The organism is Aquirufa sp. ROCK-SH2 (genome assembly GCF_054558315.1).
Genome location: NZ_JBPXKB010000002.1, coordinates 214,732 through 236,720 on the forward strand (window position 1 = coordinate 214,732; position 21,989 = coordinate 236,720).

The window sequence follows — 21,989 nt, forward strand, 5'->3', positions numbered from 1 at the left end:
TATTTGTTAACACTGTTTATTAAATTGTCATTGTTAATATATTGCCATGGGAATTCAGGAAAGAAAGGAAAAACAAAAACAAGAAATTCGGAAAGCTATTTTAGACGCTTCTATTAAGTTGTTTAAAGAAGAAGGCTTCGATAATGTTTCCATCCGGAAAATTGCTGAAATTATTCAATATAGCCCAACAACTATTTATCTGTATTTTAAAGACAAAAAAGAAATTTTGTACGAGCTCTGTGAGCAAGGTTTTGACATGATTAACACCTTTGCCGATACTCTGAGTGATATTTCTGATCCTTTGGAACGATTAAAAAAAATGGGCGAGTTTTATCTCTTATTTGGATCAAATTTCCCTGAATATTATGATTTGATGCTGATTCAGCAAGCTCCCATGATTCATCATGCGGATCTAAAATTACAAGATTGGCCTGGAGCGAATAAAATATTTACGCACCTGACTAATTTGGTGCAAGAGTGCATTGACCAACATAAAATTCCTCCAGGAGATGCCGAATTAATCTCTATCACTCTTTGGAGTAGTTTGCATGGATTAATTTCCTTGAATATTCGAATGCGTCTTGAAAAGTTGGTTCCCAAAGAATCCATCCCAAGCATGATGCTTAAGTCCTTGGATTGGCTAATAGAAGGTTTAATTACTAATCATGTAAATATCAAAAATTCATGAAACCGCTAAAATGTATTTTTCTCTTTTTATTGCTGTGCAGCTTCATCGCTAATGAGGTTTTTGGACAAGAAGCCATTTTAGATCGATATGTCCAAGAGGCTTTTCAAAATAATTTAGTCATTCAGCAAAAAAATATTTCGGTGGATAAAGCCATGATTTCTTTGAAATCGGCAAGGACTTTGTATTTCCCGAATCTTGCTTTTCAAAGCTCTTATCAAACGGGTGAAGGAGGAAGGAGCATTTCCATTCCAGTCAATGAAATTGTTGCCCCCATTTATGCTACGCTGAATCGGATTTCAACTATCCCTCCTGTGCTTATGTCATCTGGAGAATCTAAGAATTATGAAGCCTATTTTTTGCCGAAAAATTTCTACGATGCGAAATTAATCGCAAGTATGCCTCTTTATAACAAAGAAATTTCCATCAATAAACAGATTCAACAGGAACAATTTGAATTGCAGAAAAATGATTTATCAAGTTATAAAAGAGAATTAATCGCCCAAGTAAAATCTGCCTATTTCAATTATTTAACCTCCATTGGTGCCATCAAAATTTACAAGAGCGCCTTAATCCGTTCCATTGAAACCAAAAAAATCACGGAAAAATTAATTGCCAATGGCAAAGGTTTACCCGCACATTTAATTCGTAGTGAAAGTGAAGTGTATTCGATTCAATCGATGTTGGCTGAAGCGGAAAAACAATCGGCTTTAGCTAAAATGTATTTTAATTTTTTACTGAATGTCGATTTAAATCGGGACATTCAAGAGAATCCCAATTCGGAGGAATTAGAAAAATTTGCCAAAAAAATACTTTCCTCTGAAGCATTGATTGAACAGCGAGAGGAATTGAAGTTGTTGAAAGGAATGGAATCGATTAACCGTAATGCCCTGAAATTGAGCCAAAGTGTTTGGCTTCCCAAAGTGAATGGATTCCTTAATCTAGGTTCGCAATCTACGAATTGGGATGTAAATCAAAAATCTGCGTATTATTTTTTAGGACTTCAATTGGATCTTCCAATTTATCAAGGCAAGCGAAATTTGATGAAAATTTCTTCTTCTCAATTGGATATCAAATTGGCCCAAAACAAATTAGAACAAGTCAGTCAGCAAATGAACCTCGCCGCTGAATCAGCTAAAATGACCTTGCAAAGTGATGTGGTGAAATTAAATTCAGCTGAAAAACAATTGGAATCAGCTTCCAGCTATTTCAATTTAATCCAAAAAGGTTTTTCGGAAGGGGTTAATTCCTATTTAGAAACGATTGAGGCTCGATCTCAATTTTTAATAGCACAAACGCAAGTCAATAATGCCCGACTAAAAGTATTGTTGTCTGCAACCAATTACGAGCGTGAAATCGCAGCATATCCAATGAATTAATACAGGTAACCATGAAAAATTATACCATCTTTTTATCTTTTTTATTACTGATTTTGTGCCAGTTTTCATGCTCGAAATCAAGTAAGGAAAACGCAGAAACAGCAATTGAGGAGATCATTCCAGTGACTGTTATGCCCCTAAAAGCATCTTTAGACCATGCTATTCTTCCCACTTCCGGTCAGTTTTCTACAGAAGATGAAACGTTTTTGGGATTCAAAATTGGTGGAATTGTGCAACATATTTTTGTCAAAGAAGGAGATGCTGTCAAAACGGGACAATTATTGGCGACCTTAAATTTGACGGAAATCAAATCCCAAGTGCAACAAGCACAAATTGGTTTGGAAAAAGCCAAAAGAGATTTTATGCGTGCTGGGAATTTGTATCGCGATAGTGTGGCTACTTTGGAACAATTCCAAAATGCAAAATCGGCTTTTGAGGTGGCACAACAACAGTTCAATCAACTGAACTTTAACCGTGATTTTGCCGAAATTCGAGCGAATCAATCTGGATTTGTGTTAAGAAAATTGGCCAATGATGGACAGGTGGTAGGCCCTGGAACGCCTATTTTGCAAGTCAATGGCGCCAACAATGCTAATTGGATTTTGAAAGTGGCTCTGAGTGATCGCGATTGGGCGAATGTGCAAGTGGGGGATGATGCCAACATTCTAGTCGAGTCGTTTTCCAAGCAAACTTTTCCTGGAAAAGTGGTAAAAAAATCAGAAGGTGTCGATCCAATCACAGGAACCCTTTGGGTAAATATTTCAGCCAATCAAATTCCACGGAAGCATTTAGCCAGTGGTTTATTTGGAAAAGCTAGCATTCAATTAAGATCGAATCAGACTTCTTGGAAAATCCCTTACGACGCCATCATGGACGGAAATGAGGAAGAAGGCTATGTTTTTATTAGCAATGATCAAAAAATCGCACAAAAGGTGAAAGTCAAGTTGGGTAAATTAGAAAATGGCCAAGTGAATATAGTTTCAGGACTAGAAAATGCACAGTACCTAATTACTTCTGGAAACGCATATTTGGACGATCAATCGCCCATCAAAATAATTCCACCACAATCGAAATAAGAAGATGAAAATTTCCAATTATGCGGTAAAAAATTATCAATTTACGTTGATCATTTTCTTGATGGTGATTGTCGTTGGAATAACCACCATTTTAAGTATGCCTCGGGAAGAAGACCCGAACATGAATACCCCGCAATTTCCCATTATTGTCGTTTTTCCGGGGACTAGTCCCGAAGACATGGAGGATTTAATCGTGGATCCCATTGAAAAGAAAATCAATAGCCTGGAGGATATTAAGAAAATCAATACCCGAATCAGCGATGGCCTAGCGGTCTTTGAGGTACAATATAAATTCGGTGTAAATGTAGAGGATAAGTATTCGGAATTGGTTCGTGAAATTAATAGTCTGCGAGCGCAATTACCGAAGGAAATTGTTCGTTTGGAAGTGAATAAAGTTTCACCCTCCAGTGTGAATGTATTGCAAATGGCTTTGGTTTCTAATAATGCCTCTAGGAAGCAATTGAAGGAGGCCGCAGAACGATTGCAAGACGATTTAGAGAAGATTCGAACATTGAAAAATGTAGAAATCTTTGGATTACCCAAGGAATTGATAAAAATCGATTTGAATTTGGAAAAAATGGCCCAAATTCAAGTGACACCCGACCGTGTTTTACAGTCCATTCAAAGTGAATTAGCGAATATTCCTGCCGGAAGTATTGTTGAAAATAATCGCTCTTATAACATCAAAACCAGTGGGAATTATCAAAATATTGATGAAGTTAAAAACACAGTCGTTTTTAGCTACGCCGGGAAAAATGTGTTATTAAAAGATGTCGCGCATGTGTATTTTGATTACGATCAAGATAAACACATTACTCGACTAAATGGGAATCGATGTATTTTAGTGGCTGCCGCGCAAAAACCGGGTGAAAATATCACCAAAACGCAGAAAAATTATTTGCCAGTTATTGAACAATTTAAAAAGACCCTTCCCAAAAACATCGATTTAATTGTCAATTTTGACCAAGCAGACAATGTAAATAATCGCTTAGGAGGCCTATTTACTGATTTTTTAATTGCCATATTATTGGTGGCTATTACACTCTTACCATTGGGTTATCGGGCTGCTTTGGTCGTGATGATTTCTATTCCGCTTTCTTTATCCATTGGGATTGTGCTCTTGAATTTGATGGGATATAGTTTGAATCAATTGAGCATTGTGGGTTTTGTGGTGGCTTTGGGCCTTTTGGTAGATGACAGCATCGTGGTGGTAGAAAATATTGAGCGTTGGATTCGGGAGGGTTATTCTAGGTTAGACGCTACGCTCAAGGCGACAGAGCAAATTGGCATGGCTGTTTTGGGTTGTACTGTTACGTTAGTCATTGCATTTATGCCATTGGTATTTCTTCCAGAAACCTCGGGAGAATTCATACGTTGCCTTCCAGTGGCCGTTATTTCATCCATCATTGCTTCCATGTTGGTGTCTTTAACGATTGTTCCTTTTTTATCGAGTCGCTTTTTGAAAAAACACGATGGTCATGAAGATGGAAATTTCTTTTTACGCATGCTCAAAAAACTGATTTCTGGGACCTATTCCAAACTATTGGATGTTGCGATTGAGAAACCTTGGATCACCCTTTTTGTCGCTTTGGGAATTTTCATCGCTTCGCTTCAACTCATTCCAGTCATTGGATTTAGCCTTTTTCCCGCCTCAGAAAAACCTCAATTTTTGGTCAATATTTATGCTCCTCCACAATCTAGTTTGGCCTTTACAGATTCCATTACTAAAAAAGTGGAACGTGAGTTGAAACATATTTCAGAGGTCGAATTTGTTACTTCCAACGTAGGAAAAGGTAATCCAAGAATTTATTACAATGCCATTCCTCTCAATGAGCGCACGGATTATGCGGGCTTGTTTGTTCAGTTAAAGAAAAGCACTTCCGTCAATCGGAAATTGGAAATTATTGAGCAATTAAGAAAGGCTTGGCAAGTGTACCCGAATGCCAAAGTGGAAGTTAAAAACTTTGAGCAAGGCCCTCCAATGGTGGCTCCCGTTGAAGTACGAATGATTGGAAGAAACATTGATACTCTTCGAATTTTAGCTTTGCAAGTAGAAAAAATGCTTCAAAATACCCCAGGGAGCATTTATGTGAACAACCCATTAAAAAATCTAAAGTCGGACATAAAAGTTGAAATCGACAAAGAAAAAGCAAGTATGCTGGGCATTCCAACGGTGTCCATCGACCGAATGGTGCGTTTGGTGGTGGCTGGCATTGAAATGGGCACTTTTTCAGATTCCGATGGCAATGATTTTGATATTTTGGTGTCAAAACCCAATTCAAATCAAGCTAGCTTAAAGGTATTTGATCATTTATTTGTCAACAATGTCCAAGGAACAGCCATCCCGCTCTCGCAAGTCGCAGAGCTTAAATTAGAGCAGTCGCCGGTAAGCATTAACCATTTTAATACGTCCAGAATGGTTTCTTTGAGTTCATTTGTGAAAAAGGGTTATTTGAATGATGAAGTAATCAAAGAGGTACAATCTAAGTTGGCAAAGATGAAACTGCCGCAAGGCTATACTTACATGATGGGTGGCGAAGTGGAAAGTAGAAACGATTCATTTGGGGGCTTTGGTAATATCATTATTGTGACTGTTTTTATTTTTATTGCCGTGTTGATTTTGGAATTTAAAACCTTTAAAAGCACTATCATTGTCTTGTCTGTCATACCATTGGGTATTGTAGGGGCCGTGTTAGCCTTATTGTTCACAGGAAACTCCTTGTCTTTTGTGGCCACGGTGGGCATGATTGCTTTGGCAGGAATAGAGGTAAAAAATACCATTTTATTGGTGGATTTCACCAATCAATTAAGGGAGGAAGGTAAAAGCCTGGAGGAGGCGATTCGAGAGGCTGGGGAGGTTAGATTTTTACCGATTATTTTAACTACTTTGACGGCCATTGGAGGTTTAATTCCCATTGCTATTTCCACGAATCCTTTGATTTCTCCTTTGGCGATTGTTATGATTGGTGGTTTAATAAGCTCTACCTTACTTTCAAGAATTGTTACACCCGTTGTTTATAAATTAATACCACCTAAAATTTAAAAAGATGAAGTCACTAGAAAAACAATTGGCTGAAATAGAAGTCTTAATGGAAAAATCAAGTGCCAAAAATCCTTTGGTTTCAGAGGCAGATGTTGCTTGGCATTTAGAGCATAGTCTTTTGGTGATTAATCAAGTGATTTCCAGTCTAAAACATTCTAATGCAAAATTTTATCAACCCACTTTTTCCATTGTAAAATGGTTGGTCATCGTATGGGGGATTATTCCCAAAGGTAAGGCAAAAGCCCCGCAAGCGGTTAGTCCAAAAGAAGGTTCAGGTAAAGATAAAATCATTCAAGAATTGGCCCTCGCGCTGGAAAATGTCGAAGATTTAAAATCGATTCCAGTGAATAAATATTTTGAGCATCCTTTATTTGGCCACATCAATACGAAATTAACTCCCCGGTTTTTAGCGATTCATACGCATCATCATTTGAAAATTGTTAAGGCGATTAACGGAAGGACTTGAGATGCATGATGGATTAGGTAATAATGCGAATTAAGAGTCAAAATATCTGATTTTCATTTCTCTAATTACCGCTTTTGGCTTCGGCTTCGCTCAGCCAACGCTATTTCTTCTTTTTCAAACTTATAAATGAACTTTTGGTTAATCCCAACGAAAGATTTGAACGTAGCGGTAGGCGGAGCTTTGACAATGCGCAAGGGCGATGTGCGTCAGGGTCAAAGAAAATAGCCGAGAGCAAAGTGAAAATCGGTCAGCCGACAGGCTGATTCGTCTTGGATTAACTTGCAATAAAAAAGTTTTTTGTTTCTTTTTTCAAAAAAAGAAATACCATAGAAAAAGAATTAGCCAGAAAATTGCATTGTTGGCAAGAAAAAAGATAATTAAATTTGATTTAGCCACAATTATTGGAAAGGATCCGGAATTTTAGTTTTTAACCCTTAATTCGCATTAATAGGTAAAAGGTAATAGGTAAGAGAGAAAAGACAAAACCTCCTTTCCTCTTACCTATTACCTCTTACCTCAAAAAAAGATATTTTCACTTTAGATTTTACATTCTTAAAGAAAAATACTACTTTTGTATCCCTTTTAAAAGAAGGAACAAAACCAATTAATAAGTAGAAATAATTTAAAGATTTAATACACGTGACTAAGGCAGATGTAATTGCTGAGATTTCCAGCAAAACAGGGATTGAGAAAAAAGACGTTTCTGAAACTTTGGAGCAGTTTTTTGAAGTAGTAAAAGAAAATTTATCCAATCAAGAAAATATTTATATTCGTGGCTTTGGGAGTTTTATTAATAAAAAAAGAGCTAAAAAAATAGCTCGTAATATTTCTCAAAACACAGCAATTACCATTGATGAGCACTATGTACCAAGCTTTAAGCCTGCCAAAGTGTTCGTAGAACAAGTAAAAACTAGCACTGACCCTGCCAAATAATAGCATTTCTATTATTAAAAAGGTCCAAAAAGATGAAAAAATCCCTTGCGATACTTTTAATCATTGGCCTAGGATTAATTGCTCTTATGTTTCAATTGCCCAAAGGAAACGTAAGTACTAAACAAAACGCCGTGGCTGGCGGTGCCAATCGAGACGCGAATGGCGCAACAGATAAAGTGGAAACTGCTACATCTGAAGAGACTCATGCTACTCCTTTGAGTGAAAAACAACAAAAGGAAATTAGCAATTGGAAGATGAAATTGGCAGCTGCCAATACAGAACAAAGCCAAGTAAAGGCCTTAGATCAATTGATCAAAACCTTTACAGATGCCTCTCGTATTGATAGCGCGGCCTTTTATGCAGAGCAATTTTCTTCCAAATATGGGACGCTTCCTAATATTTTGAAAACCGCTCAACTTTATTTTGAAGCTCAAACCTATTCCATCGACGCAAAAAAAGGCGCTCGATTAGGTGAAAAGGCTAGAACTAATTATGAAAAAGCATTATCGCTTGATCCGAATAACTTATTAGTTAAGACGAATATGGCGATGACTTATGTAGATACACCTACTCCCATGAAAGGCATTACGCTTTTAAGAGAGGTGATTGAACAAGAACCGACCTTCGTGCCAGCCTTGTTTAATTTAGGTTTGTTATCTATTAAATCGAATCAATTTGGCAAAGGTCAAGAACGATTCACACAGATATTGAAGCTGGAACCGAACAATTTTAAAGCTGCGTTAAATCTTGGCTTTTGTTTGGCACAGTTAGATAAAAAAGTAGAGGCAGAGAAAATTCTTAATCGAGTCCTAAAGGATTCAAAAGATCAAGAAGAGCAGAAGGCCGCTAAAGAATTGCTTGCAGAAATGCAAAAACATTGAGGTTGAAAATCAATCCTCGTAATTTATTTCAAACATTAAACGCTAAAAGGTATGCCTTGCGGAAAAAAAAGAAAACGTCATAAGATTTCAACTCACAAAAGAAAAAAACGTTTACGTAAAAATCGTCATAAGAAGAAATAGTTCATATAATTACTGATTCTTCGTGGATTTGTAATTGGTAACCCAAGAACAGGCATTTTATCAAATAAATGGCCTGTTTTTGGTGTTTAAATTCGTGCGTAATTTAGCTATTAGGGCTGTTAGCCCGTGAACATTCTTCTCGTCAACGTATTGTGAGTAATGAATTAATTATTAATTCTACCCCCAAGGGTGATAGAATTGCCCTTTTGCATGACAAAAGGATTGTAGAATATCATATTGAGCAGTCTGAACCTCAATTTTCCGTTGGAGATATTTACCTGGGAACAGTAAAAAAACTTGTTTCCGGTTTAAATGCTGCATTTATTGATATAGGATATGATAAAGATGCATTTTTGCATTATCATGATCTTGGCCCCAATTTGAATACCCTTCATAAATTCACTCGTGATGTCCTGAATAAAAAAGGAAAAACCATCAAGATTGAAAACTATAAAATTGAAGAGGAAATCGACAAATTAGGGAAAATTGATAAAGTCTTAACTCGGAATCAACCCGTACTTGTCCAAGTGGTTAAAGAACCTATTTCTACCAAAGGACCTCGTTTATCTTGTGATATTTCCATCGCAGGAAGATTTTTAGTGCTCGTGCCATTTGCGAATGGAGTGAATATTTCAAAGAAAATCACTTCCAAAGCAGAAAGATCTCGTTTACTAAAATTGATGTCTTCCATCAAGCCAAAGAATTTTGGAGTCATAGTTCGCACCGTTGCGGAAGGTAAAGCCGTAGAGGAAATGGAGCGCGACTTGTATGATTCTATTGCTAAATGGGAGGAAGGAATTAAAAAATTAGTCGAAGCAAAACCTACCGATCGTATCATTGGCGAAATGAGTCGTGCTACTTCCATGTTGCGTGATTTGTTGAATAAGGATTTTGACAATGTCATTGTGGATAGTCCTGACTTGTACAATGAAGCCAAAAGTTATGTTCATACTGTTGCTCCTGAAAAGGAAAAGATTGTAAAGCTTCATTCTGGGAAAACAAAATTATTTGAACAATTGGGTATCGAAAAGCAATTAAAAATGCTTTTCGGTCGTTCTGTATCTTTACCAGGTGGAGGCTATTTAATTGTTGAACACACCGAAGCATTGCACGTGATTGATGTGAATTCTGGGAATAAATCCAATTCGGAAGAAGACCAAGAAGCCACGGCATTAAGTGTCAATAGAGAGGCCGCAAAAGAGATTGCTCGCCAATTGAGATTGCGTGATATGGGTGGAATCATTGTTATTGATTTCATCGACATGAAAAAACCTGATAATCGTAAATTGATTCAGGACATCATGCGCGATGAAATGAAAACAGATCGCTCCAAATTCACGATTCTGCCTTTGACGAAATTCGGTTTAATGCAAATAACTCGCCAAAGAGTAAGGCCAGAAATGAATGTGGCAACACATGAGGTTTGTCCTAGTTGCGGCGGAACAGGAACTATTACAGCAAGTATTGCTGTTTCTGAAATTATCGCTCAACATGTCGATCACTTGGTGACCAAACAAAACGAGAAGAAATTGACTATTTTAGTTCATCCATTTTTAAGTGCTTATTTTACCAAAGGTTTTCCTTCGATTCGAATGAAATGGTTTATGACATACAAAACGTGGATTAATATCATGGAAGATTCCTCTCTAGGCATAACGGATTTCAAATTCCTGAATAAAAATGGAGAAGATATTGAATTATCATCTTAAAAATTTGCTTCTAGTTTTCTGTTTTCTTCCATTACCCTTCATCTCTGAAGGGCAATGGTGGAAGAGAACAGAAGAAGCCGAAAAAGAGCGTTCTAAAGGAATGCTTTTACTCACTGCAGAGGTGCAAATTGAAGCTACCAATGCCATCAATATGATGTATAATTTTAAATTCCCTGAAGCTGAAAGGGAATTTAATTATTTAAAAGTCAAATACCCCACACATCCTCTTCCCGATTTTCTTTTAGGCCTGATTCAATGGTGGAAGATTGTTCCCAATCCTGCCAATGAAATCTATGATGACCGTTTGGTGGAATACATGGATGCTAGCATTGAAAAAGCAGAGAAAATTTGGGATGATACCGAAAACCCGGAAGCGGCTTTTTTCCTAGCAGCTGCTTATGGCTTTAAAGGTCGACTACATGCGGAAAGAAAGCATTGGACAAGGGCAACGCTTGCAGCTAAGAATGCCTTAAAATACCTAGAATACTCAAGAAATTTCGCCGATTTTAGTCCCGAATTAATGTTTGGAGATGGTTTGTACAATTATTATTACCATTTCATCAAACAAAATTTCCCTTTACTTCGTCCTGTTCTTTGGCTTTTTCCAAAAGCGAACAAAGACCAAGGGATTAAACAATTGGAACAAGTTAGTTATCAAGCATTCTACACTCGGACGGAGGCAAGGTATTTCTTACTGCAAATTTATGCCATGGAAAATATGACTGATAAGTCGTATGAACTTGCCAAATACACCCACGAAAATTTTCCGGATAACCCATTTTTTGAGCGCTATCATGCCCGTTCAGCGTATATGTCAGGAAAGTTGGATGAAGCCATACCCATTTGTAAAAGTATTCTTTCCAAAATTGAGCAACATCAACCTGGATATGAAGCGGTTTCGGGCCGTTATGCAAGTTATATATTGGGCTACTATCAGTTATATATCTTCAAAAACTCCGAAGAAGGGAAGAAATATTTTAACCAATGTATTCAGTTTAGTGAACAATCGGGCACAAAGGATTCTGGGTATTATTGGGCCGCGCTTTTAGGCATTGCACGAATTGCTTATCAAGAAAATGATTTTGATAAGGCAGTTGATTTATGCAAAGAAATATTAGACAAAGCAGAGAAAAAATCGAGTCAACATACAGAAGCTAAGAAATTACTTTCCGAGGCAAAAAAAGCTCGCAGAAAGAAAAAATAAGAAATGATGCATACTGAGATTATTAAAAAATATTTTCCATCGATTAGTCAAGAGCAAATTGAGCAATTCGAAAAGCTTGTGCCACTTTATCATGAATGGAATGAAAAAATCAATGTAATCTCTCGAAAAGATATTGATAACTTGATGCTTCATCATGTATTGCATTCCTTGGCCATTGCGAAGTTTATTACTTTCAAAGATGGAACGGAGATTTTAGATGTGGGAACAGGTGGTGGATTTCCCGGCATTCCTTTGGCTATTTTATTTCCCAATTGTCAATTTACCTTGATTGATAGCATTGGCAAGAAAATCAAAGTAGTGGAGGGTGTGGCGGAATCTTTGGGTTTAAAAAATGTGAAAGCGGTGCATGGAAGAGCGGAAGATATTGATCAAGATTTTGAATTCATTGTCAGTAGAGCGGTTACGCGTTTAACCCCTTTTTATTATTGGGTGAAGAAAAAGGTTAGTCCCAATCATTTTCACACGCTGCGCAATGGTTTACTATGTTTGAAAGGAGGAGATTTAGACGAAGAATTGGCTGAATTTGGAAAGAAATATAAATTACACGAACTATATGAGGTCTTTGACGAAGAATTTTTTGAAACCAAAAAGCTTGTATACGTTCCGATGTAATTTTATTTGTTAAATTTAAAAAATATATTGATCCTTTGAGCCCATTTATTTCTGTTGCCCTTTGTACCTATAATGGTGAAAAATTTCTAGAACAACAATTGACTAGCATTCTTAACCAAACAATGATGGTGAGTGAAGTGGTCGTTTTTGATGATGGATCAAAGGATGCAAGTTTGGAAATCCTTCAAAATTTCAAAGCATCAGCGCCTTTTCCTGTATTGATTCATCAAAATTCAGAAAACTTAGGAAGTAGCAAAAATTTTGAAAATTGTATTTCAACTTGCCAAGGAGAATTTATATTTCTTTGTGATCAAGATGATATTTGGGACAGGCATAAAGTGGAAAAGCAAATCGCTTATTTGAATGAACATCCAGATCAAGATGCTGTTTTTTCCAATGCGATTATGATTAATCAATTGGGTGTTCCCACAGGGAAAACATCTTTTGAACAAATTGAATTTACGCATGAAGCACAGCAACATTGGGTTTCAGGAAATTCGTTTGATATTTTATTGAGAGGGTACGTCGTTACGGGTGCGACATTGGCTATTCGGTCAAAGATTATTCCAGAAGTTTTTCCAATTCCAGCGATAATCAATGAATTAATTCATGACGGCTGGATGGCGCTTTGGCTTGCCATAAATAATCGAATCGGTTTTTTGAAAGATGCGCTTGTTTTTTACAGAGAACATGAACAACAACAAGTAGGGTTAAAAAGCAACGGCAAAGTTGTTACTATTTGGGATCGCTTGACGAGAAATAGAGCCTCAAAGTTAGAGAAGATCACCAAGAAATATGCAGATAGCGAGGCCCTTCTGAATTATTTATCCCAAAAAGAGAATATTCCATCTGAAATTATTCGAAAATTGTCATTAAGAGTCGAGCATTATGGAATGAGATCCACTTTACCTAAGAATAGGCTAAAAAGATTTTTGCCTGTTTTAATGGCGGGAGTCAAAGGAAATTATAAATTGCAAGACGGAGGGAAATGGTGGCACCCCATTTTAGGAGACCTCCTTGAATAAAATGGAACGGAAAGTCGCAATTGTTATTCCTGTTTATCAATCGGAACTAAATTCCAATGAAGCTCTTTCATTGAAGCAATGCATCAAAATTTTGGGGCATTATCCCATTATTTTTGTTGGGCCTGATAATTTTCAAACGGATTACATCGACAGTACGCCCAATTCATCGTTTATAGGCTTCCCTGCTGCCTATTTTGAAAGCACTAAAACGTATAATCATTTATTGATTAATGTCGAGTTTTATGAGCGATTTCGGGCGTTTGAATATATCTTGATTTATCAATTAGATGCTTTTGTTTTTAGGGATGAATTGAAAGAATGGTGCGCGAAAGGTTTTGATTATATCGGGAGCCCTAAATTGAGAAGAAAACATTGGGAAAATAATGAAACCATTAATTGGCCTGTAGTAGATCCTGTATTATTTAATGGGGGTTTTTCCTTGCGAAAAATTCAGCCCATCATCCGATTTTTGAAGTGGTATCATTTGTTGTATAATCAATGGCCTGCCAACGAAGATACTCTGTTTTCCGTTTATCATAGACGCTCATTTCCATTGCGATTCATGCTCAAATTACCAACTTGGAAACAAGCGCTAGCTTTTGGTTTTGAGAAGAATCCAAAATTGGCATATCAACTAAATAATAATCAATTACCATTTGGCTGCCATGCTTGGGAAAAATATAATCCCAGTTTTTGGAAGAAAATAATGGTAAATCTATAATCCCCGAAATTACTTTTGAGTAGAAAAGGGAAACCTCTATAACTCTATAAATTAAAATAAGCTTTCATTATTGGGACATTTCTTCTTGAAATTCCTATCGCAATGTCATCATGTAGGATGATTGATTTGTTCGATTTTAATTCGACAGCTTTAATGTATGTCGTATTTATTAAATAGGATTTAGAAGGACGAATAAATGGAAAGTTTTTTAATAAATTCTCAAAATACTTTAAAGTCCTACAAGAAAGTCTTTTGCTCCCGTCATCAAAATGCACAATGGAATAATTACCTTCTCCTTCAATGAATTTGATTGTTTCAGGATTTACAAATATCGTACCTAGTTTTAGCGACTTCTTCTCGGATTCTTTGCTTGTGTTTTTACTTGTCGACATAGGTTTTGATTTTGATAGATTCAAAGCTAAATTTCTTGTTGATTTATACGTAATTAAATTAGGTTATTTACGTGAAAAACATATTATTCCCTTTTTTTTGCGTTTTGGAACTAGGCTTGATGTATGACGTATAATGTATGACGTATGATGTAGAAAGGAAGTTCAACATAACAGATAGATAAAAAAGAAAGAATTAATACATTTGTGGACATTAAAATGAAAAAAATGGAAAAGAGAATTTTTGGTAAAACACAGTGGGAAATAAGTGAAATTGGATATGGTATGTGGGGCTTGGCAGGATGGACAGGTTCAGATCAGGATGATGTAAGTAAATCCTTGGAATTGTCTGTTGAATTAGGATGTAATTTTTTTGATACTGCTTGGGGATATGGAGCAGGTTTGAGTGAGCAAATTTTAGGCGATTTATTAAAAAGACATTCGTCAAAAAAATTATATGCTGCTACCAAAATCCCACCCAAAAATTTTATTTGGCCATCAAAATCTCATTTTAAATTAGAAGATTGTTTTCCTGCCGCACACATTATTGAATACACTGAGAAAAGTTTAAAAAATCTTGGTGTGGAGCAAATTGATTTGCAGCAATTTCACGTTTGGGAAGATGCTTGGGCAGACAATGACGAATGCAAAAAAGCCATTGAAAAATTAACACAAGAAGGGAAAGTAGCACATTGGGGAATATCGGTTAATCGCTGGGAACCCAATAATTGCTTGAATTCATTAAAAACAAATCTGTTTTCTTCTGTTCAAGTTATCTACAATATTTTTGATCAAAATCCAGAAGACCAATTGATTCCTTTGTGCAAGGAATTAAACGTGGGTGTCATTGCTCGTGTACCTTTTGACGAAGGTAGTTTAACGGGTTTGCTAACCAAAGAAACTGTTTTCCCTGCAGACGATTGGCGTTCCACCTATTTTGTGCCTGAGAATTTAAATTCGAGTGTTGACCATGCTGATGCGCTTAAACCTTTAGTGCCTTCTACCATGGATATGCCTGAAATGGCTCTTCGTTTTATCTTGTCGAATCCAAACATTGGAACGATTATCCCAGGAATGCGTAAAATCAAGCATGTTCAAAGCAATATTGCAGCTTCAGATGGCAAAGGTTTAGAAAAATCTTTATTAGAAAAACTAAAACAACATCGTTGGGAAAGACAGCCGACGGAATGGTCGCAGTAGGGATGATGTATGAGGTAAGAGGTAAAAGGTAAGAGGTAATAGTTTTTTTCACAGTATTTCCGGAAGCAGCCTTTTCGAATTTATAAGCAAATTTTACCCGCTATTTTTTTCTTACACACTTTATAGGAAGTGTCCTGTCTAGCGAGAAAACCTCTTACCTCTTACCTCTTACCTTTTACCTCTTACCTCTTACCTCTTACCTCATTACATTCTCTTCCTAAAATCATTTCTCGAAAAAAACTTCTCGATCAAGACATATAACAAGATAAATAAATACCTGCTACCCATTTCCTTGATTTTCAAATTGGATTCGCCAGCTTTACGGTTTCTCCATGAATTGGGTAAAACTTCATAGCTATATCCACGGATGATTGCCTTGAGAGGTAGTTCAATGGTTAAGTTGAAATGTGGGGCTAAAAAGGGTTTAATTCCTTCTATTGTATGCTTTCTGTACATTTTAAAAGCATTGGTAGAGTCGTTGTAGTTTATTCCAACTGTAACTTTGATGATGAAATTAGCAATTCGATTGATGATTAATTTGTGTTTGGGATAATCATACACTTTTCCTCCTTTGATGAATCTCGACCCAAAAACACAATCCAAATTTTTGGCTACCATCAAACGATAATACGCCACTAAATCTGCAGGATCATCGGATAAATCGGCCATCACGACCGCCACCATGTCCCCTTGAAATCTTTCTAAACCATATCTTACTGCATATCCAAAACCATTAGGCCCATGATTGGTATAAATAGTTAAAGTCGGAATACTTGTTGATTTTAACTCCTCCAAAATAGCCAAGGTATTATCTTTGGAGTTGTCGTTTACGACAACAATTTCATGTTCGATATTTTCCTTAACTAATTTATCATACAGCGTACTCAAGGTTTCAATAATGGAACCTTCTTCGTTGTAGGCAGGAATTACAATACTTAACTTTTCCATTTTATGCTAAGATTGGTTGTAAGAAAGTTTGTTCTGTCTCAATCCAATCAAACACTTCCTGTAATAATTGTTTTGTTCCAATTTTAGGTTGCCAAGAACTGATGGCATTAATTTTGGTATTATCTGTTATGAAGACAGGGATATCTCCAGGTCGATTGACACTATCGGAGGATATTTCAATCTTATTTCCGGTAATTTCCTCACATAAGGCCGTTAATTCTGCCAAAGAAACAGAATTTGTTAGTCCACCACCTACATTGAAAATTTGGTTATGTACCTGATCTACATGATTAATTTCCCACAAAATACATTCAAAAAGATCTTTGATATGAATCACGTCTCTCGATTGTTGGCCTAATCCTCCAAAACCTATGTAACTTAAATTTTTCTTCCAAAAATGCCTTGCCATCCACAAAACAATCACACCTTGGTCAATTTTCCCCATTTGAAAAGGGCCACTGATTACTCCACAGCGATTGATGATGGTTGGTATTTCAAAATTATGGGCAAATTCCTTAATGATATATTCTGAGGAAAGTTTCGTTGCACCGTACAATGAACGTAATCCTTCCAATGGGAAATTTTCTGCAATTCCTTTTTTTGAAATCCCTGCAATTTGTTGATCATTCGAAAAATCAAATCGTTGAGAAGAATGCTCTAATGGGACGTTCAATAATTGATCATAAGGATAAACTCGACTCGTCGATAAAAAGACAAATTTCGCTTGATGTCTTTTGGCAAAATATAGGGTATTGATGGTCCCATTTAAATTGGTATCAATCAAATTCTCTAACTCACCCGGAACAGTTCCTGCTAAAACAGAAGGTTCTGCGGCAGCATCGATGACTAAATCCACTTTTGGAATGCGGTCAAAATCCGATTTATTTCTAACATCTCCATGTACGAAATGTATTCCAAAGGATACAATTTTTCGCATGTTCAATTCAGACCCTCTTCTTGAAAGATTGTCCAAACAAAAGATTTCCGATTCATTTAAATAAGATTTAAACAGAATAGCTAGATTAGATCCAACAAAACCGCAGCCTCCAGTTATTAGTATTTTCATTATTTTTTTGCTTCCATGTAGCGGTTATAAATATCAGTAAACACATCTTCCAAGGACTTGGTGATGTCCCAATTGGGATAATGTGCTTTCATTTTTCTCAAGTCACTGTAATAGCAAATATGATCTCCAATTCGATTGGTTTCATCGTATTTGTATTTCATTGGGATTCCACTGATTTTTGAGATTAAATCAAATGCCTCTAAAATAGAAACGGAATTATCTTTTCCCCCACCTATATTATACACTTCTCCAACTCTTGGCGCATTGATAAATTCTTCAATGAATCTTGCCACATCTAGCGAGTGGATATTGTCTCTAACTTGTTTTCCTTTGTAGCCAAAAACAGTATACTCTTTTTGTTCCAAATTACATTTGATCAAATAGCTCAAAAATCCATGTAATTCTACTCCCGCATGATTAGGGCCCGTTAAACAACCTCCTCTTAAACATGCAGTAGGCATGTTGAAATACCTTCCATATTCTTGTACAGAAATATCTGCGGATACTTTAGATGCTCCAAAAAGGGAATGTTTAGATTGATCTATGCTGAAACTTTCGGCAATTCCATGCTCATAAGTAGCATCATCATAATCGAAACGCGTTTCCAATTCCTTCATTTTGATAAAATTGGGGGCATCTCCGTACACTTTATTGGTAGATAAATGTACAAATGGTATGCTGGTGCTATATCTTCTTGTTGATTCTAATAAATTGAATGTTCCTACAGCATTGGTATCGAAGTCTTCAAATGGGATAGAAGCAGCCCTATCGTGACTAGGTTGTGCGGCAGTATGAACAATCGCATCGGGTTGAATGCTTGGAATTAAATCCAACACACTTTGTCTATCACGAATGTCAATCTGATGATGTTGGTAAGTATCGCCAAATTTAGCCAATCGGTCTTGGTTGGACGAATTGTCACCATGTAAACCAAAAAAAACAGCTCTTTGATTGTTATCTACACCATGAACTGTCCACCCTTTTTCAAGAAAGTATTCGCTAACCTCTGAACCTATTAATCCTAGTGATCCTGTTACAATTAATTTTTTAGGCATTATATTGAGAATTAAAATACAAATATAGTATTTAAAGGATTTTTTATGAAATTAACTTATCCTGTGGTAATGGATTTTTGATTAATATTTCTCAATTTTGAAGGGCTTAGTGCCTGTTTTAATCCAGTTTCTGAGCGCATCAAACGCCTTTTCACTTTGCTGAGGAGTGAATGCACAATGGGCCTGTCCATCTGTATATTTCACTGAAAAATATGTTGTTTTATTTTGTTGAATAACCATATTTTCAAAGTTTGTAACCGCATAGTTAGGAGGTATCAATTGGTCATATATGGTATGAAGCAATAAGACAGGTTTGTTTATATTTCCTGTTCGATCATATTTGCTAAAAAGTAAATCTGGACTCTTCGTTGCAGCCAATCTTTCAGCAAGTTGATTAACTTTTTCATTGTCTGGAAAACCTGTGTACAATGTTTGCGTATTATCAAACGGATTCCCTTGTGCTTTCAATGCCACATCTCTCAACACATTTAAATTGAAAAACAAGGCCGCCGGCAAATCCTTTAATTTTAAATCAAATCTATTAGCAAAAGCTTTTGCTAATAAAGAATCTTTAGTCATTATTGCTTGACTAATTTCTTGCATTCTAGCTCCAGCTTGTTGAAATGAAACAAATTGAATGTTACTTTTTGGGTCAAAAATTTCTTTTAAACTGGGGACGATTCCGGGAAATAAACCATTGAAGGTGGCATACATATCAAATTCCTTTCTCGTTTGTAAATAGGGGCGAGATGCTAATGGACACATCGGTAAACCTCCATCATAATATTGCCCAAAATTTTCCATGATAGCCAAGGTAATCCCTCCGCCCATGGACTGTCCTACCATAAAAGTGGAATCGGGTTGGCCATATTTTTCAATGAATTTCTTACGCAATTCTTCTGTGGCATCTACTGCTTCAGGTAGTGCCCAGCCTTGAATCGGATAATCTGAGGCAGCTAATGCAAAGCCTTTGTCCAAAATAAATTGCATTTTTTTCTCCAGCCCTGCATTGGCACTTGCGGCTGGGCTACCCATAAACTGATAGCCATGCGCAAACATGACTAATTTTTTATTCCAATTTTTCGGGATAAATACTTGATATCCTCCTCCTTTCAAAGGACCTAAATCGATTTTGTCTTGTGAAAAACCTGCGAAAGCCAAGACTCCCCAAAGGAATAAAAGGAAGATTTTGTTCATTTATTTGAATTTATTTTGAACCAAACTGATTAATTTTTTTAAGCCTTGTCTGCTCAAAATATAATAAATATCAGTGAAAAAACGAACAATATCTGGATAGAATAAGTGTTCGTTAATGACATACAAATGTTTAAATGTTCTGGTTAATCTTGGTCGATAGCCATTATAAGTCATTTTTTCTAATTTCCCAGTTCGCATGTTTTTCAATGTCATACGCATTAGTAATTCCCCTGAAATGGTATTGGAACCCATAGGAGAATAATACAGGCAATCTTTGAAAAAATAGTGTGTGACTTGCGAATAGCGAGTGCTTCCTTCTTTTAACACAGGACTGCCACCATGAATGATGTTCGAAGACCAAATTAAAACATCTCCCTTTTTGGCAAGAAATACTTGTTTTTCATAGCTAGAGTTATCCATTAATTCACCTATGAAATTTTCGTATTCTGGATAGTTGTCATAACTATTGTCCAATAATTCCTCCCTAAAGTGGTTAAAGTTATATTCAGGCATCCTATGGGATCCTGGATAGTAAAATAATGGTCCATTTTCTTCAGTGATATCCTCCAAGGCAATCCATACTCCTGCCATAAATCGTGCAGGAAGTGAACTAAAATGTATGGTGTCAGAATGCGCTTTTTGTTGAGAACCTCTTAAGAAATTAAGCGTTTGAAAAGGGACAACTTCCCTTCCATACAACATTTCCAAGGTTTCTAACACGCTTGGTTTAATGGATAGATTGGTAACTGGTTGGGAATAATTCCATAAATCTTGACATCTGTTTTTATCTCGATCATGACTATATTTAAATTCAGGATTAAATCCTTTGGAATGCATTTCTTCAATAACAGCATCTAATTCCTCTTCCTTGAATTGATTTTTAATGACAACGAAACCATTTTTATGATAATCACGAGCTAGTTGTTCATTCTCCTTTGATAAATTTTTTGTTTGTATAATTTTTTCAAAAAAGGGGGATTCAACCCAAGGGATATTCATTTTCATAAATATGGATTTTTTTATACTACAATTTCTTGTTTTTTTTAATTAATCAAAAATTTCAATCTAGAGAATTTATTTAGTCGTTTAAATTTTTTTATGTCGTGTTTTACATTTTCTACTTGATCAGATTTTAATATAATAAACTTCTTTATATTATTAATTGGACGAAAATAGTTAATTATGTGATGAACTAATTTTAAAAATTTTAAGGAAAGTGTTTTCATATTTCATCTTCTTAAACGTCAAATGTTATGAATGTCAATGGGAAAGTAATTTTAATAACAGGGGCAGGCAGCGGAATGGGCCGTGAAATGGCCATTCAATTGATTCAACGCGGTTCGAAAGTAGCAGGTTTGGATATTCATTTACCCCAGCTCTTGGAAACACAACAACTTTGTCAAGTTGGCGATGATCAGTTTCTACCTTTGGAATGCAATATCGCCGACTATGAAAAAGTGCAAACTTTGCCAGATTTGATCATTCAACATTTTGGTCAAATTGATGGCATCATGAATAACGCAGGCATCATTCAGCCATTTGTAAAAGTAAATGATTTGAGCATGGAGCAAATCAAGCGTGTCATCGACGTCAACCTTTACGGCTGTTTGAATGTTACGAAAGTGTTTTTGCCTCATTTATTGCTTCGGCCAGAAGCACATATTGTGAATACATCCAGCATGGGCGGATTTTTACCCGTTCCTGGACAAAGTATTTATGGCGCCACTAAGGCGGCAGTCAAATTATTTACCGAAGCTTTGTATGCTGAATTAAAGGAAAGCAATGTTCGAGTAACTGTCGTTTTTCCTGGAGCAATTGCCACCAATATCACGACTAATTCAGGCATTGATATGCCCAAAAGCGACCAGAGTTCAGGAATGACTTCTTTAGCAGCTGATAAAGCCGCCACCATTATTTTGGATGCCATGGAGCAAAACAAATACCGCGTCTTAGTAGGCTCTGATGCTAAATTTTTAGATATTTTAACTCGAATTGCTCCTGAATTTGCTACCAATTTTATCCGTAAGAAAATGAAAGCACTTTTGAGGTAAGAGGTAATAGGTAAAAGGTAAGAGGTAATAGGTAAGAGGTAATAGGTAAAAGGTAAGAGGTAAAAGGTAATAGGTAAGAGGTAAAAGGTAATAGGTTTTCTCTTTTCTCTTTTCTCTCTCCTCTTTTCTCTCTTCCTTAATCCTTATCCCCCAAAGGATAGTTGTTTTTCTTCACTTTATTAATTTC

General features: G+C 36.2%; 20 protein-coding genes. 14 read left to right on the forward strand and 6 right to left on the reverse strand.

Annotated elements, in window-relative coordinates; translation table 11 throughout:
- Positions 1-46 precede the first annotated feature (46 nt).
- From V7S79_RS04845 to V7S79_RS04900, 12 genes are all read left to right on the forward strand, one after another.
- Positions 47-688: a TetR/AcrR family transcriptional regulator gene (locus tag V7S79_RS04845; protein ID WP_459489430.1), complete on the forward strand. Its 642-nt coding sequence runs from the start codon at positions 47-49 to the stop codon at positions 686-688.
- The gene (locus V7S79_RS04850) at positions 685-2,064 is read left to right on the forward strand and encodes a TolC family protein (RefSeq protein ID WP_459489431.1); all 1,380 of its coding nucleotides are present in this window, start codon (positions 685-687) and stop codon (positions 2,062-2,064) included. The genes V7S79_RS04845 and V7S79_RS04850 overlap by 4 nt, the downstream gene beginning before the upstream one ends.
- 11 nt (positions 2,065-2,075) lie before the next feature.
- Entirely contained in the window at positions 2,076-3,140 is a 1,065-nt protein-coding gene (locus V7S79_RS04855) for an efflux RND transporter periplasmic adaptor subunit (RefSeq protein ID WP_459489432.1), read from the forward strand.
- 4 nt (positions 3,141-3,144) lie between these two features.
- Entirely contained in the window at positions 3,145-6,183 is a 3,039-nt protein-coding gene (locus V7S79_RS04860; protein WP_459489433.1) for an efflux RND transporter permease subunit, read from the forward strand.
- Positions 6,184-6,187: 4 nt separating this feature from the next.
- Positions 6,188-6,649 carry a DUF1569 domain-containing protein gene (locus tag V7S79_RS04865; RefSeq protein WP_459489434.1) on the forward strand — a complete coding sequence of 154 codons (462 nt, stop codon included), beginning with the start codon at positions 6,188-6,190 and terminating at the stop codon, positions 6,647-6,649.
- Between the two features lie 639 nt (positions 6,650-7,288).
- Positions 7,289-7,582, forward strand: coding sequence for an HU family DNA-binding protein (locus V7S79_RS04870; protein ID WP_459489435.1), 294 nt, complete (start codon positions 7,289-7,291; stop codon positions 7,580-7,582).
- A 32-nt stretch (positions 7,583-7,614) separates the two neighbouring features.
- Positions 7,615-8,463, forward strand: coding sequence for a tetratricopeptide repeat protein (locus V7S79_RS04875; protein WP_459489436.1), 849 nt, complete (start codon positions 7,615-7,617; stop codon positions 8,461-8,463).
- 293 nt (positions 8,464-8,756) lie between these two features.
- A complete protein-coding gene (locus V7S79_RS04880; RefSeq protein WP_459489437.1) occupies positions 8,757-10,313 on the forward strand; it encodes an Rne/Rng family ribonuclease in 1,557 nt (518 codons plus the stop codon).
- Complete coding sequence (locus V7S79_RS04885; RefSeq protein WP_459489438.1) at positions 10,285-11,517, forward strand: tetratricopeptide repeat protein; 1,233 nt, start codon at positions 10,285-10,287, stop codon at positions 11,515-11,517. The genes V7S79_RS04880 and V7S79_RS04885 overlap by 29 nt, the downstream gene beginning before the upstream one ends.
- A 6-nt stretch (positions 11,518-11,523) precedes the next feature.
- Complete coding sequence (rsmG, locus tag V7S79_RS04890; protein ID WP_459489881.1) at positions 11,524-12,150, forward strand: 16S rRNA (guanine(527)-N(7))-methyltransferase RsmG; 627 nt, start codon at positions 11,524-11,526, stop codon at positions 12,148-12,150.
- 35 nt (positions 12,151-12,185) lie between these two features.
- Entirely contained in the window at positions 12,186-13,175 is a 990-nt protein-coding gene (locus V7S79_RS04895) for a glycosyltransferase family 2 protein (RefSeq protein ID WP_459489439.1), read from the forward strand.
- Between the two features lies 1 nt (position 13,176).
- A complete protein-coding gene (locus V7S79_RS04900; RefSeq protein ID WP_459489440.1) occupies positions 13,177-13,896 on the forward strand; it encodes a DUF5672 family protein in 720 nt (239 codons plus the stop codon).
- Between the two features lie 44 nt (positions 13,897-13,940).
- On the opposite strand, the gene V7S79_RS04905 is transcribed toward V7S79_RS04900, so the two are convergent.
- The gene (locus tag V7S79_RS04905; RefSeq protein WP_459489441.1) at positions 13,941-14,288 is read right to left on the reverse strand and encodes a LytR/AlgR family response regulator transcription factor; all 348 of its coding nucleotides are present in this window, start codon (positions 14,286-14,288) and stop codon (positions 13,941-13,943) included.
- Positions 14,289-14,513: 225 nt separating this feature from the next.
- On the opposite strand from V7S79_RS04905, the gene V7S79_RS04910 reads away from it, so the two are divergent.
- A complete protein-coding gene (locus tag V7S79_RS04910; protein ID WP_459489442.1) occupies positions 14,514-15,485 on the forward strand; it encodes an aldo/keto reductase in 972 nt (323 codons plus the stop codon).
- 204 nt (positions 15,486-15,689) lie between these two features.
- Here the strand turns inward: V7S79_RS04910 and V7S79_RS04915 are convergent, their stop codons facing one another.
- The 5 genes from V7S79_RS04915 to V7S79_RS04935 all read right to left on the reverse strand — a co-directional run bounded on the left by V7S79_RS04915 (position 15,690) and on the right by V7S79_RS04935 (position 20,756).
- On the reverse strand, positions 15,690-16,433 hold the full coding sequence (locus V7S79_RS04915) for a glycosyltransferase family 2 protein (RefSeq protein ID WP_459489443.1): 744 nt from the start codon (positions 16,431-16,433) through the stop codon (positions 15,690-15,692).
- Between the two features lies 1 nt (position 16,434).
- Positions 16,435-17,499 carry an NAD-dependent epimerase/dehydratase family protein gene (locus V7S79_RS04920; RefSeq protein ID WP_459489444.1) on the reverse strand — a complete coding sequence of 355 codons (1,065 nt, stop codon included), beginning with the start codon at positions 17,497-17,499 and terminating at the stop codon, positions 16,435-16,437.
- On the reverse strand, positions 17,499-18,554 hold the full coding sequence (locus V7S79_RS04925; RefSeq protein WP_459489445.1) for an NAD-dependent epimerase/dehydratase family protein: 1,056 nt from the start codon (positions 18,552-18,554) through the stop codon (positions 17,499-17,501). Before V7S79_RS04925 ends, V7S79_RS04920 begins: the two co-directional genes overlap by 1 nt.
- A gap of 81 nt (positions 18,555-18,635) precedes the next feature.
- A complete protein-coding gene (locus tag V7S79_RS04930; protein WP_459489446.1) occupies positions 18,636-19,751 on the reverse strand; it encodes a DUF6351 family protein in 1,116 nt (371 codons plus the stop codon).
- Positions 19,752-20,756, reverse strand: coding sequence for a phytanoyl-CoA dioxygenase family protein (locus V7S79_RS04935; RefSeq protein ID WP_459489447.1), 1,005 nt, complete (start codon positions 20,754-20,756; stop codon positions 19,752-19,754).
- 248 nt (positions 20,757-21,004) lie between these two features.
- Here V7S79_RS04935 and V7S79_RS04940 point away from each other — a divergent pair, with 248 nt between their 5' ends.
- On the forward strand, positions 21,005-21,802 hold the full coding sequence (locus tag V7S79_RS04940; RefSeq protein WP_459489448.1) for an SDR family NAD(P)-dependent oxidoreductase: 798 nt from the start codon (positions 21,005-21,007) through the stop codon (positions 21,800-21,802).
- The last annotated feature ends 187 nt before the right edge of the window (positions 21,803-21,989 follow it).